Origin of the sequence: Enterococcus sp. BWT-B8, assembly GCF_020567625.1 — a bacterium.
Taxonomy (GTDB): Bacteria; Bacillota; Bacilli; order Lactobacillales; family Enterococcaceae; genus Enterococcus_L.
This window is the reverse complement of sequence record NZ_JAJDJV010000009.1, coordinates 1-14,176: the sequence shown is the minus strand read 5'-3', so window position 1 is coordinate 14,176 and position 14,176 is coordinate 1. Positions and strand designations below refer to the sequence as shown.

Here is a 14,176-nt window from a genome sequence, read left to right as displayed (position 1 = left end):
ACTTGAAAAACGGATCGCTGTCAGTCATAATATTAGAAACGGTAATTTTTTAAAACAGTTGTTGTTTTTAGAGATTATTCTTTCATGAGGGAGTAACTGGCAGCTGAAGAGCTGTGGCAGCATCACCAACACTGGAATTCGTTCCCTGGTGTTGTCTTAAACAGTGAGACTTATGTGTGTACTTAATTTTTAAGTAGCATGCAGAAGTCTATTTTTTTATGTTTTGTAAAAAATTAGGTAAAATAGACTGGAAAGCAGCTGCAATGTTCAAGGAGGAAGAAAATGTCAGAACAGAGAAGAGTACAATTAACAGAAGCATTTTATATGCAATCGGAGGAAATAGTGCTGGAGAAAATGACCACCAGTGTTGATGGTCTTTCCGAAGAAGAGGCGAGAAAGAGATTAACTGAATACGGAAAAAATGCATTAGAGGAAGGTAAGAAGAAATCAATTTTTGTTAAATTTTTGGAACAATTCAAAGATTTTATGATTATCGTATTACTTGCTGCAGCGGTAATCTCGGCTTTATTTTCTCATGAGATTGTTGACTCGGTAATTATTCTACTAGTGGTGGTTCTGAATGCTGTTTTTGGTGTTGTTCAGGAAGCTAAGGCGGAAGAAGCGATCGAAGCGCTAAAAGAAATGTCTTCGCCAAATGCCAATGTTCGTCGTGATGGGCATGCTCTTTCCGTTAAAAGTGATGAACTGGTTCCAGGCGATATTGTATTGCTTGATGCTGGAGATGTGGTTCCGGCGGATCTTCGATTACTGGAAGCAGCAAGTCTGAAAATTGAAGAGGCTGCGTTAACCGGGGAATCCGTACCTGTTGAGAAAAAAGCCGGCACATTGGAGCAGTCGGCACAGGAAATTGGAATAGGTGATCGTTTGAACATGGCTTATTCCAACAGTAACGTAACTTATGGTCGTGGTGTAGGAGTTGTTGTCGGTACAGGAATGAATACGGAAGTTGGGAAGATTGCCGGGATGCTTGCTGGTGAAAAGGAACAGGAAACACCGCTCAAGCAGAACTTAAACCAGCTGGGAAAAGTTCTGACTGTTGCAATTCTGATTATTGCAGTGATTATGTTTGCTGTCGGATTAGCAAACGGCAGAGATTGGGTGGACATGCTGCTGACGTCTATTTCGCTGGCAGTAGCTGCCATACCGGAGGGGCTGCCAGCTATTGTAACGATCATTCTGGCGCTGGGCACACAGAAAATGGCAAAGAAAAATGCAATTGTCCGCAAACTGCCTGCGGTGGAAACTTTGGGCAGTACAGACATCATTTGTTCAGATAAAACCGGGACATTGACATTAAATCAAATGACTGTTGAAGTGCTGTATGCGAATAATCATTTGGCACCCGCTTCACAGGCTGTTTCGCCCGATAATATGGCATTAAAGATTATGACCTTTGCTAATGATACAAAAATTTCTCAAGACGGTACACTCATTGGAGATCCAACGGAGACTGCATTGGTACAGTTTGGACTGGATCACAGCTTTAATGTTACGGAGAAAGTAACGGCTGAACCACGTGTGGCTGAAATTCCATTTGATTCCGATCGGAAATTGATGACGACGGTTCATCAACTTGAAAACGGCAAATACTTGATTGCTGTGAAAGGCGCACCGGATGAACTGCTGAAACGCTGCAGTCAGATCGAAACAAATGGTCAAACAGCGGTTATTAGTGAGAATGACCGTAAGGAAATACTTTTAAACAATACGAAAATGGCGAAGCAGGCACTTCGCGTTCTGGGAATGGCTTATAATTATGCTGATACAGTACCATCTGAAATGACTTCTGAATCAGTGGAAAAAGACTTGATTTTTGCTGGTTTGGTTGGAATGATTGATCCGGAACGGAAAGAAGCTGCAGCTGCAGTGAAGGTTGCCAAAGAAGCAGGTATTCGTCCTATTATGATTACAGGAGATCACCGTGAAACAGCTGAAGCAATTGCTGCAAGACTTGGTATTATTAAAGAAGGGGATGACGCTGCGGTAATTACCGGAGCGGAGCTGAATAATCTTTCTGATGAGGTGTTTGCAAGTACTGTCGGTAAGTATTCTGTCTATGCTCGTGTTTCACCTGAACACAAGGTTCGTATTGTCAAAGCATGGCAAAATGAAGGGAAAGTAGTCGCCATGACTGGTGATGGGGTTAATGATGCACCGGCGTTAAAAGCTGCAGATATCGGTATTGGAATGGGTATTACAGGTACGGAGGTTTCCAAAGGAGCATCTGATATGGTGCTGGCAGATGATAACTTCTCAACGATTATCGTTGCGGTGGAAGAGGGACGTAAAGTCTTCTCCAATATTCAAAAAACGATTCAATACTTGTTATCCGCGAACCTTGCAGAGGTATTGACGCTGTTCATTGCCACCATGTTGAATTGGGATACATTACTGCCTGTTCACTTATTATGGATTAATCTGGTAACAGATACTTTCCCTGCAATTGCATTAGGTGTTGAGCCGGCAGAAAGTGATGTTATGAAGCAGGTGCCAAGAGGAAAGAATTCCAATTTCTTTTCAGGCGGTGTACTGAGCAGTGTGATTTATCAGGGAGTACTCCAAGGCGGACTGATTCTGTTTGTGTATCATCTGGCCATCACGAATCCTGCTCATACTGCAATAAATATGCCGAATTTATCTGCACAGGCACTATATGACCTGCAGCATGGCGATGCATTAACAATGGCATTTGCTACATTAGGGCTGATTCAACTGCTTCATGCATTTAATGTGAAATCGATCCATGAGTCTATTTTTACAGTTGGTTTGTTCAAGAACAAGACCTTTAACTGGGCGTTGTTAATTTCTGCGCTGCTGCTAACCGCAACGATCGTGGTTCCGGGCTTTAATGACCTGTTCAGAGTAACTACGCTTGATCCCTATCAGTGGATGATTGTGGTATTGGCATCTGTGTCAATTATTCCGATTGTTGAGATTGTTAAATTGGTTCAGAGACGAACAGGCAAGGCATAATTTCTTAAAAATCAGGATATCAGTACTTTAAAAAAGAAGAAAAGGAAAATTTTTTCCAGTTCATTAGATTGAGTATAAGACAAAGCCGTTTGAAGGTAGTCTTATACTCTTTTTCTTTAATTCATATTGCCTTTACAACAGAATTGAAACATGCTAAACTCGTAAATGAGCAATAACGAGTTGTTTTTTACGAATTCAAGCTCTTAAGAGCAGAAAGAGGCTGTAAGAATGATAAAAGAAATAGAGAACAGAGCTGTTGCAGGGATTAGGAGTTTGGCAATTGATATTGTGGAGAAAGCAAACTCGGGACATCCGGGAATGCCGATGGGCGCAGCACCAATGGCTTATACTTTATGGGCAAAGCAAATGAAGTATGCTCCCACTGTTCCAAATTGGATTAATCGGGATCGATTCATTTTAGCTGCTGGACATGGTTCTGCGTTGCTTTATTCGTTAATGTACTTGTTTGGTTATGAAGAGATGACTGTTGAGGAGCTGAAACAGTTTAGACAGCTGGGCAGTAAAACACCTGGACATCCTGAATATCTGCATACAGCCGGAATTGATGCTACAAGCGGACCTTTGGGACAGGGAATTGCCATGTCTGTGGGGATGGCTATTGCTGAGGCGCATCTATCAGAAACTTATAATAAGAAAGAGCTGAATCTCATTGACCATTATACCTATGCGTTATGCGGTGATGGGGATTTAATGGAAGGAGTTACCAGCGAAGCTTCTTCTCTGGCAGGTCATTTGAAACTTGGAAAGCTGATTGTTCTTTATGACAGCAACGATATTTCTTTGGACGGTAAATTGAGCCAATCCTTTTCTGAGGATGTTCAAAAAAGGTATGAATCCTATGGCTGGCAGGTCCTAAGAGTTGAGAACGGTAATGACATTGAGTCCATTGATGAGAAGATTAAAGAAGCCAAAGCGAATCTTGAACAGCCGACTCTAATTGAAATCAGAACAACAATCGGATTCGGCTCACCAAATAAAGCCGGAGCTTCCAGTTCCCATGGCGCACCTTTGGGGGCAGAAGAAGCTGCTAAAACAAAAGAAAACTACGGCTGGTCAGAAGAGCCATTTGTTATTCCAGAAGATATTCTTGAACATACACGCGCTCAGATTGCAACTGGGAAAAAACTTGTTGAAGAATGGAATCGGAAACTTGAAGAATATCAGGAAAAATATCCAAAAGAAGCGAAAGAATTTGAGCAGGCAATCAACTTTTCTCATGATCTGTCACAGCTCTCCTATCCGGACTATGAAGCAGGACAAACGCTGGCGACTCGAGTTTCCTCCGGGAAAGTGCTGAATCAGCTTGCAGTGCAGATTCCATCGATGATTGGCGGTTCTGCTGATTTATCCAGCTCAAATAAGACCTATCTGGCTAATACAGGGGACTTCAGCTCGTTTAATTACCGAAACCGCAATATCTGGTTTGGTGTTCGGGAATTTGGAATGGCAGCAATTTCCAATGGGATGCAGCTACATGGCGGATTGCAGGCATTTTGCTCCACATTTTTTGTCTTTTCCGATTATCTTCGTCCGGCAATTAGGATGTCAGCTTTGATGAAGTTGCCTGTGACATATATCTTTACCCATGACAGTATTGCGGTCGGAGAAGATGGACCAACACACGAACCGATTGAGCACTTGGCAGCATTACGTGCAATGCCGGATGTAGATCTGATTCGACCAGCTGAAGGAAAAGAAGTGATTGCAGCATGGAAAGCTTGTCTTTCCAACAGAGAAGAACCAACGATTTTGGCATTAACCCGTCAGGATTTACCAACACTTTCTTCTGATCAGAAAGTCATTGATGCAGGGGTGTCCAAAGGAGCCTATATTGTTTCTGAAGCAGGAAATGACAGAATAGACGGGTTGCTGCTTGCGACAGGCTCGGAGGTTCATCTGGTAATTGAAGCACAGAAAAAACTGGAAGAAGAAGGGATCTTTGTCCGGGTAGTTTCAATGCCCAGCTGGAACCGGTTTGAAAAGCAAAGTAAAGAATATAAAGAGTCTGTTCTTCCTGAAAAAATCACCAAACGTTTGGCTGTTGAAATGGGCAGCAAATTTGACTGGAGAGAATACATTGGCAGAGAAGGCGAGGTGCTGTCCATCGACCGTTATGGAGCTAGTGCCCCAGCAGAGCTGCTTATGGAGTCATTTGGCTTTACAGTGGAAAATGTTGTGAATAAATATCGATCTTTGTGAAAAAATAAAACTTGAATTTCTTTATTTTAATGTTATACTCTCTCTTTTTCAGCTTAATTGTATGGGTCTGAAAAAGGGGAGGGTTTATTTAATAAACTCATAAAATAACACTATGATATTTTTTTTTAGGGGAAAACCTTTGAAAAACCATAATTATTGACTAATTAGAAACTATTTTATAACAAGTGAACGATTCGAAAAAAAGTTTGTTCTTTTATTGAATTACTAAATGAATTATGGTCTCATAGAGATAAGAGCGGATGTGAAAATATCTGATTTTATCACAAATTGTGAGCGTTTACCGTTCCGTTGAAAGGAGTTGTTTTGATGGAGAAAAGAATTGATCATATTTTGGGAGCGTTGGAGGAATGCTGTGTACTGATTAATGATGAACAAATTGACAGCTTGGAGGTAGGCTTTACTGCTTCGGATCTATCAGAGAAAACTGGTTACTCAAGAAATAATGTCAGCAGAGAGCTGAAACAGCTGGTTCTTGAAAATAGAGCCATTAGAATTGGCGGAAGACCGGTTCTTTTTCTAAGTCGTAAATTACCTGGATTAAAAAGCTACAGCAGTGAACAGCTAGCTGGAAATACATTTTCATCATTGCCTGAATTCATTGAATCGGTACGGAACGGCAAGGAATTGGAAAAGCTTGCTGATAATGAAAAAGAGAATGCGTTTTTAGATTTGATTGGCTCAGACAAAAGCATGCAAACACAGGTAAAACAAGCTATTGCCGGAATACTTTACCCGCCGTCTGGCTTGAATACTCTGCTGATTGGTGAGACGGGTGTAGGAAAAACAACCTTTGCTAATGCAATGTATCGTTTTGCGGTAGCAAATGAGAAATTTACAGAGGATGCGCCTTATATTTTATTCAATTGCGCAGACTATTCCGGTAATCCTCAGCTGCTGTTATCCCATCTGTTCGGTCATGTCAAAGGAGCTTTTACCGGAGCGGAGGAAGAAAAGCGGGGCCTTGTTTCTCAAGCAAACGGCGGTATTCTGTTTCTTGATGAAATTCATCGTTTGCCGCCTGAAGGACAGGAAATGCTGTTTTCATTAATGGATCGGGGAGAATACCGTAGACTGGGCGAGTCTGCCACACATCAGAAAGCCGATGTACTGATTATTGCAGCTACAACAGAAGATCCAGATGAAGCCATTTTAAAGACTTTTTTGCGGAGAATTCCCAACGTTATCAAAATTCCATCACTGAAAGAGCGCTCAATGGAAGAAAGACTGGAACTGATTTATCTGTATTTTAAAAGTGAAGCCAAAGCGATTAATCGGCAGATTACTGTCTCAACAGATGTGATAAATTTTTTATTGTTTTATGACTGTGTTAATAATCTTGGTCAGCTGATTAATGATATTAAGTTGACAACAGCAAGTGCTTTTTCTGAGAGTCTGGTAAGCGGAACAGAGTGTTTAAACATTGAAGTGGGGAATTTGCCAAAGCATCATTTTAATTTCTTTCTGATTCTGGAAGAACAGAGAAAGCATTATTTCGACTGGAATGGAAAAGAAGCATTTGATTTTTATCCTGATGATGCACCAAGCTCAATTGAAGAATTGGTTACTAATTTTCAACAGGAATCTGCATTTTATAAAGAATTGGAGAAAAATTCTAAGAAGTATTTTGAAAAAGGAATTGCTGCTGAAGAAATACGTAGGTATGTTGATACAGAAACGATGAAATACTTTGGCAATGCAGAAAATGGAAGAATTTACCAGGGAGAAAATGAACAGGAAAAACCAATTTATAAAATTATTCCGGAAGAGGAATACCATTTTCTGTTCAGGGTGATTGAAGAAACGCTGTCTCAGCAGAAGATATATTTGAATAATCAGGCGATGATCGGTTTGATGATGCACCTGAAAAATGTTATCAGCAAAATTCAGGGTGGGAGCTATAACAGTCACTCGCGCAGTGAAGTGAAGCAAAGTAAGGCACTGTCCTATCAAATTATGGCTGAAAAAATTATTCATCAGATCAGTCAGCATTATCATATTTCTGTGCCGGCATATGAAGTAAGTATGATTGCGCTTTTTCTCAACTCACTTGATCTGAAAAATGAGGAAAAACACGTAGGGATCTTGGTTATTGCTCATGGAAATTATGCAGCGAAAGACATAGCTGCTGTTGCAAATAAACTGCTGCAGGTCAAGCATTGTCATGCTATTTGTATGCCGCTAGAAGCAAGTGTCAGTGAGGTTTTGGAGCAAAGTATTGAGATGGTTCGTCAAATTGATGAAGGTAAAGGAGTTCTGCTGCTGGTCGATATGGGGTCGCTGACAACTTTTGGTGAAATAATCACAGAGGAAACAGGGAGTTTGACCAGAACACTGAGCTGTGTAAGTACTCCTTATGTCCTTGAAGCTACCCGCTTAGCTTTAAGTAATTCGTATGATATTGATGAAATTCTCAATGTTCTGCAGGATAATGGAAAAGAATACAGCTATGTTGCGTCAAGTCGACATGGACTGCCGGAGGTTGATACTCAAAAACCAAAAATAAAAGAGAAAATTTTTCATCTGATTGAAGAAACAACGACATTCATCAATGTTGATAAAGTCAGTAAACTGTTGGAGGATGCGTATCAAAAAATTCTTGAACAAGCTAAGATTCAACATACAGATTCGTTGTATATCAAATATATATTTCATACAGTAACAATGCTGGAACGGGCTATTCAAAAGAATACACTGAGGTATTATAATTTTGATGAAAAAATTAGTGAATTTGAATCAATCTATGAAGTTATTGAGAAAGAATTTCAGGTTATTGAGGCTTCTTTTGGTATTCAGATAGACAAGGATGAAATTGCCTATGTAGCAGAAATTTTCTATTTTTCAAATATCAATGATGATCAGGCGGGTAAAAAGAAAAATGAATTACTTCTGAAAAAATTTATTAACTGAATTTAAAAGAGCAAAAACAAGTGCTAAATTGCTTGTTTTTGCTCTTTTTTTTGAGATTTTTTTCTGCACAGAGTTTAAACGAGGGTTTACAAGCTTTTGGAAAGGTGGTAAACTCGTAATCGAGCTAGAAACGAGTTGTTTCGAGCGATAAAATTTGGAGGGAAGCATTATGAAAAGCACTGTAGAATCTGTTATGTATCGATTGATCCAGCCGGGTGTTATTGAAGAGGTCAGTACGGAATGGAACATTCCAAAGGGATGGGCTGCTGTAAAACCTAAACTCGCCAGTATATGTCATGCAGATCTGAGATATTTTTCTGGAAAACGTCGACCTGAAGCACTGGCAAAAAAATTACCGATGGCTTTGCTGCATGAAGGAATTGCAGTTGTTGAAGAATCGAATGCGCCGGAATTTTCAGCAGGTGACCGAGTCGTGATTGTACCTAACATTCCCGGTGCTGTTCTTCATCCGGAAATTGAACAAAAGTCAGAAGTGCCGGTTAACTATACAAAAGGGAATTCATTTTTGGGAAGCGGCTATGATGGTATTGCGCAAAGTATGCTGGTTCATCCGGCAGAATGTCTTGTGAAAATACCTGATGAAATTCCAGACGAAGTTGCGGTTCTCGCAGAGCTGTCAACTGTTTCCTTTCATGCTATTAGCCATATACGCTCAAAACTACTCGATAAAACAAAGAAAATTGCATTGTTTGGCGACGGTCCTGTAGGCTATTTCACCGCTTCTATGATAAGATATATGTATGAAGTTGAGAAAGAACGTTTTGTTGTTTTTGGTGCAGACGAGCAGAAACTCGCAGAATTTGACTTTGCGCAGACAGAAAACGTGACAACCTATGATTTTGAAAACAGCGAGATGTGTTTTGATATATTGCTGGAATGTACAGGCGGCGCCTTCAGTGAGAATGCACTAAATCAGGCGATTGATATTGCTGATTCCTGTGCGGATGTTATTCTGATGGGAGTGACCGAGGCCCGGGTTCCAATTAACACCAGAGATATTCTGGAAAAGGGGCTTACATTGCATGGCAGCAGCCGCTCATCTACAGCAGATTTTCAGGCAGTGATTGAAGGAATGAAGAATCTGTCCTATCAGGAGGCGCTAAAAAGGATTCTTCCTGTCAAAATGGATGATGTATCCAATGGAGCTGAGTTCAAAGAGGTGATGGATCGAGTTGCTGCAAATCATGGATGGAAAAAAACAGTTATCAACTTCAAATGGGAATAGACAGGAGTCGGTAATGTGTTAACAGATGAAAGAAGATACAAGATACTTGAATTAATCAAAGAGAAGCAGTTCGTTTCAGTCAATGATCTGGCAGATGCGTTTTCTGTTCACGAAACAACCATTCGAAGAGATTTGGATGATTTGGAGGAAAAGGGACTGGTTGCCCGTATTCATGGAGGTGTGATTCCGTCAGATGTAAAAAAAGATGAATCTCCTTTTGATGAGCGGCAGACAGAGAATATTGATGAAAAGGAACGAATTGGGCGTTATGCAGCAAGCTTAATCAAGGATTACGACAGTATCATTCTAGATTCAGGTACAACGACATTACAGATTGCCAGACATTTGACAAATCAGAAAAATTTAACTGTGATCACAAATGATATTAATATAGCGACAGTGTTAAGAAATAACCGGGAAGTAAAAACCATTGTAACGGGCGGCGTTGTTCACCATAACAGCTATATGCTGAATGGGATGTTGACAGATGCTGCACTTAAAAATTTATTTGTCAATAAGGCATTTATTGCGACCCCAGCATTTGATCTGACAACAGGGCTGAATCATTTTGATGAATATTTGATTCCGGCAAAGAAAGAGATGCTTGTATCCGCTCAAAATGTTATTGTTGTAGCGGATCATACAAAGCTGGGAAGAAAAGCGCTGCATGCATTTTGGCCGATTGAAGAAATGGATCTTTTGATTACAGATACAGAGGCTGATTCTGAAAGTATTGCGCTGCTTCAGTCGAAAGGCTTAAAGATTGAACAGACTTAAACAGAATGATTTGCTGAATAAAGACTTCGAATGTAATATGAAAGGGTAAGTGGAAAGGCGTCTGAGCAAAGTGCTCAGACGTTTTTTATAGTTTTGCGAGTGTGCCGAAAATGTGTTCTTTTGGCGAAGTGTGCTGAAAAAGATATATTTAGTATGAACGAGCAGAAGTGAGTGCTTCTTTTTAGGTGTTTTTTGTGCTGGAAGTTTAAAAAGTGTGCTATTTCAGCTTTTTTCAAGGATAAAAGAGTTATTTTTTCTTGTAATACTAGTACTGAGGAAGAAAATATAGCAGACGGAAATATAGCAGTATCAGGGCTTCTTTTTTCAAAAGCAGACTAATCACGAAAAGAAGCAAGAGTAATAAGCTGGCACAGAAAAGTTGGCATGCCTGTTGCTTATAAAGAAGGTGAAAGGAAGTGATGGGGCATGACAGGAATATTGATTGTAACGCACGGAAAAATGGCAGATGGCATCATGGACAGTCTGGAACTGATTATGGGAAAGCAGCAGAATTATCATACCTTAAGCTTGTGCCACGGAGATGATATTAATTTATTTGCTGATCAAATTCAGGAACAGATAAAAAAATTAGATAAAGGAAATGGTGTTCTGGTGATGGCTGATCTTTTCTCAGCCAGTCCATACAATCAAACGGCAATGAGCTTCAAAAAATTGGAGGGACATAATTATCGCCTAATTTCGGGAGTCAATCTTCCAATGGTCATTGAAGCATTTAACCAGCGGATGCTGGGGATAGTATTGGATAATATGTATAAAAATGTGATGCAGGCAGGTAAAGAGGGTATCAAAGAGTTTTTTGAAGAACTGACGTCAGTACAGGCGAAAAAGTAGAGAGGAAGATAAGAATGGCAAAAATCGTGTTAGCAAGAATTGATGATCGGTTAATACATGGACAGGTAATGACAGCATGGCTGCAGTATACAGGAGGAAACCATATCGTTATTGTTGATGAACCGACTGCAGCAGACGAGTTTACTAAATCAATCATTTCTATGGCTGTACCTGGAGGTATTGATTTATCAATTGCAGGCATTGAAGATGGAGCAGAGCTGTTAAAAAATGCTCCGGCAGATGACAAAATTATCATTTTGACAAAAGGACCGGAAGCGTATCTTCAGCTGATTGAAAAAGGTGTTGCTTTGGAGAAGATCATTATCGGCGGAATGGGTGTAAATAAAAACAGGAGCAAGTTTTATAAAAATATTTCTGCCTCAGATAATGAAAGAGAAACATTCAGAAAGATTGTTGATCATGGCGTGGAAATGAGTATTCACATCATTCCAGACGAAAAAGCTATATCAGTAAAAGGGATTTTATAATTAGCAAGGAGATAGGAGGAAAAGTGTTATGCAAATTAATATTGTACAGGCAATTTTGATTGGTCTTGTGTATTACTTGGGCGTTAACGGCACACCTTGGATTACATTGGTTGGAACGCACGGCTGGATGAGACCACTTGTAAATGGAACAATTGTCGGACTGATTCTGGGTGATCCGGTTCAGGGCTGTATTATTGGAGCAGCAATTAATTTACCGTATTTAGCATTTATTTCAGCCGGAGGAACCGTGGCAATGGACCCGGCATTAGCAGGTACACTGGGCACAGCACTGGCTATGGCTGCCAATGTTGAACCTTCAGTAGCTGTGACACTGGCAGTACCTCTTGGTTTATTGGGTACATTAGTCTGGGTGGCTCACATGACTGTCGATATTACCTTTGTCCATTTGGCAGATAAAGCGGCGGAAGAAGGAAACATTGACCGGATTAACATGCTTCATATTGTTCCGCCCCAATTATTCTTACTGGTAATCACAGTGATTCCGGTTGCGTTGGCTTCTTATTTAGGTGCAGATGCAGTTGCAGGTGTGGTGGATCAGCTGGGAGGAAAACCATTGGAAGTTCTTTCTACAATCGGAGGAATTCTTCCCGCTTTGGGGATTGCGATGAACCTTCGTTCGATGAATGGAAAAGGCACATTGATTTTCTTCCTGCTGGGCTTCATGTTTTCAATTTATTCAGGACTGCCAACACTGCCGATTTCGGTATTTGCTGCAGTGATTGCCTATGTATTTACTGAACTTTATCTTAAGAAAAATGGGAACGGGAGGACTGTCTAATGGAGGCAAATGTAGTAGAACAATATACACCAGAGAAAAAACTGACCAAACGTGAAGTCGTTTCTGCGTTTTGGCGTTGGACTTTCTTTTCTCATGCAAATTACAACTATGAAAGACTACAGGCAACAGGAGTGGTTCATGCCTTATCTCCAGTATTGAAAAAGCTTTATGGCAAGGATTCTGATGAAATGAAATCTGCGCTTGAAAGACATATGCAGTTTTTTAATACTGAGCCGTCATTTGGCGGACCGATTTTGTCTATGACAATAGCGATGGAGGAACAAAAAGCGAATGGAGCAGAAATTGGCGATGCAACGATTAATGGGCTGAAAACTGGGCTGATGGGACCACTTGCCGGTATTGGAGATACGCTTTGGCAGGGAACATTGATTCCAATTCTGCTTTCATTTACATTAGCGTTTGGTGCAGAAGGAAATATCTTATTAGGACCTGTTGCGTTTTTCGTTCTCCATTTGGGCATCATGACAAGTATTGCCTATTTTCTATGGATGAAAGGATACGAAACAGGAAAAGAAGGGATTCAAAAAATGCTTTCCGGCTCATTGCTGCCATATGTGATGACCTTTGCTCAGACTTTAGGAGCAATTGTTATTGGTTCACTGGCTGCTTCTTTTGTAAAAGTTGGAACGGATACTTCTATCAAATTAAGTGGGGACAAGGTTCTGTCAATGCAGACGGATGTATTGGATACGTTGCTGTTGGGGCTGCTTCCTCTGGGGGCAACAATGCTGACCTATATTTTGCTTAAGAAAAAAATGAAGCCGACAACCGTTCTTCTGATTTTGATTGTCGGCGGAGGAATTCTGGCTGCTTTAGGAATATTGACGAACGTTTACTAATAAGAGAAGAGAAGGTAAAATGATGAAAGTATATCTGGCGTGCGACCACGGCGGCGTGGAATATAAAAATGCAGTTAAATCATATTTGAAGCAAGAAGGAGTAATTGTTGAGGATCTTGGTGTTGATCAGCATGAAAGTGTTGATTATCCGGACTATGCAGAAAAAGTCTGTTCTCGAGTTTTGGATAAAGAAGATGCTAAAGGAATTTTAATTTGCGGTACAGGTATCGGTATGAGTATTGCAGCAAATAAAATTAGGGGGATTCGGGCAGCTCTGGTCAGCGACTGTTTTTCAGCAAAAGCAACACGGGAGCATAACGATACAAATGTTCTTTGTCTGGGACAGCGTGTCATTGGTGAAGGACTTGCATTAATGATTGTTGATGTATGGCTTAATACAGAATTTGCGGGAGAAAGGCATCAGACAAGAATAGATAAAATAAATAGGCTTGAAAAAAATAAATAGTATTGGAATGCAGAAAAGATTACTCAGGAATGAATCATTCTTTTCTGTACTCTTTTAGTGCTGAAATTAGGATGAGATTGAAAACAAAGGACTTTCTCCTATACTTTCCCAATGCTCGTTGCATGTCTGAAGGTTATACAAGATATGCCAATGCTTTTCCAAATAAATACAAAGTGAGACCCATAAATACAAGGATTTTCTGTAGTAAACATCCATTTAGCAGAATGGTATGCAGATGACAATCATTGAATGTTTAAACGGAGACTGCTGAATATCCTCCATATTTCTTGGTTTAGAATTATAACTTATTTTTAATGTGGTCAATATACAGAGGCTATTTTTATCCGCAAATTTTAAGACGAGAAGCCAGAAGAACGATCTGCTTTCTTTAGACTTTTCTTCTTTTGGGCTTATTTTTTTGGTAAACGCAAATTTCAAGTGCAAGTTAGCCACTTATTGAAATTCTCTCGTTATTCAATTTTTTTGTTTCCTAGTAAGGGGAGCTCACGTAGTCAAGGATAGTTGGGCCATCTCTTCCAACAAGCA

The 14,176-nt window shown here is 40.1% G+C and carries 10 protein-coding genes; all 10 read left to right on the top strand.

Annotated elements, in window-relative coordinates; translation table 11 throughout:
- The first annotated feature begins 282 nt into the window (after positions 1-282).
- Positions 283-2,994, top strand: a complete 2,712-nt coding sequence (locus LI951_RS09560; protein WP_229441978.1) for a cation-translocating P-type ATPase — start codon at positions 283-285, stop codon at positions 2,992-2,994.
- 228 nt (positions 2,995-3,222) lie between these two features.
- On the top strand, positions 3,223-5,214 hold the full coding sequence (tkt, locus tag LI951_RS09555) for a transketolase (RefSeq protein ID WP_229441977.1): 1,992 nt from the start codon (positions 3,223-3,225) through the stop codon (positions 5,212-5,214).
- 327 nt (positions 5,215-5,541) lie between these two features.
- A complete protein-coding gene (locus LI951_RS09550; protein ID WP_229441976.1) occupies positions 5,542-8,142 on the top strand; it encodes a sigma-54-dependent transcriptional regulator in 2,601 nt (866 codons plus the stop codon).
- A gap of 169 nt (positions 8,143-8,311) precedes the next feature.
- Positions 8,312-9,388, top strand: coding sequence for an alcohol dehydrogenase catalytic domain-containing protein (locus LI951_RS09545; RefSeq protein ID WP_202068436.1), 1,077 nt, complete (start codon positions 8,312-8,314; stop codon positions 9,386-9,388).
- A 15-nt stretch (positions 9,389-9,403) separates the two neighbouring features.
- Entirely contained in the window at positions 9,404-10,165 is a 762-nt protein-coding gene (locus LI951_RS09540) for a DeoR/GlpR family DNA-binding transcription regulator (protein WP_229441975.1), read from the top strand.
- A gap of 426 nt (positions 10,166-10,591) precedes the next feature.
- Positions 10,592-11,017, top strand: a complete 426-nt coding sequence (locus LI951_RS09535; RefSeq protein ID WP_229441974.1) for a PTS sugar transporter subunit IIA — start codon at positions 10,592-10,594, stop codon at positions 11,015-11,017.
- Between the two features lie 14 nt (positions 11,018-11,031).
- Complete coding sequence (locus LI951_RS09530) at positions 11,032-11,505, top strand: PTS sugar transporter subunit IIB (protein ID WP_229441973.1); 474 nt, start codon at positions 11,032-11,034, stop codon at positions 11,503-11,505.
- Between the two features lie 28 nt (positions 11,506-11,533).
- A complete protein-coding gene (locus LI951_RS09525; protein WP_202068444.1) occupies positions 11,534-12,304 on the top strand; it encodes a PTS mannose/fructose/sorbose/N-acetylgalactosamine transporter subunit IIC in 771 nt (256 codons plus the stop codon).
- Entirely contained in the window at positions 12,304-13,164 is an 861-nt protein-coding gene (locus LI951_RS09520) for a PTS system mannose/fructose/sorbose family transporter subunit IID (protein ID WP_229441972.1), read from the top strand. The genes LI951_RS09525 and LI951_RS09520 overlap by 1 nt, the downstream gene beginning before the upstream one ends.
- 22 nt (positions 13,165-13,186) lie before the next feature.
- Positions 13,187-13,630 (top strand): ribose 5-phosphate isomerase B, encoded by a 444-nt coding sequence (rpiB, locus tag LI951_RS09515; RefSeq protein ID WP_229442065.1) that lies wholly within the window; start codon positions 13,187-13,189, stop codon positions 13,628-13,630.
- The last annotated feature ends 546 nt before the right edge of the window (positions 13,631-14,176 follow it).

Excerpts from the sequence above, each read along its gene's own strand:
- LI951_RS09530 (WP_229441973.1), top strand. The coding sequence starts at position 11,032 with ATGGCAAAAATCGTGTTAGCAAGAATTGATGATCGGTTAATACATGGA.
- LI951_RS09545 (WP_202068436.1), top strand. The coding sequence starts at position 8,312 with ATGAAAAGCACTGTAGAATCTGTTATGTATCGATTGATCCAGCCGGGT.
- LI951_RS09535 (WP_229441974.1), top strand. The coding sequence starts at position 10,592 with ATGACAGGAATATTGATTGTAACGCACGGAAAAATGGCAGATGGCATC.
- rpiB (WP_229442065.1), top strand. The coding sequence starts at position 13,187 with ATGAAAGTATATCTGGCGTGCGACCACGGCGGCGTGGAATATAAAAAT.
- LI951_RS09520 (WP_229441972.1), top strand. The coding sequence starts at position 12,304 with ATGGAGGCAAATGTAGTAGAACAATATACACCAGAGAAAAAACTGACC.
- LI951_RS09525 (WP_202068444.1), top strand. The coding sequence starts at position 11,534 with ATGCAAATTAATATTGTACAGGCAATTTTGATTGGTCTTGTGTATTAC.
- tkt (WP_229441977.1), top strand. The coding sequence starts at position 3,223 with ATGATAAAAGAAATAGAGAACAGAGCTGTTGCAGGGATTAGGAGTTTG.
- LI951_RS09560 (WP_229441978.1), top strand. The coding sequence starts at position 283 with ATGTCAGAACAGAGAAGAGTACAATTAACAGAAGCATTTTATATGCAA.
- LI951_RS09550 (WP_229441976.1), top strand. The coding sequence starts at position 5,542 with ATGGAGAAAAGAATTGATCATATTTTGGGAGCGTTGGAGGAATGCTGT.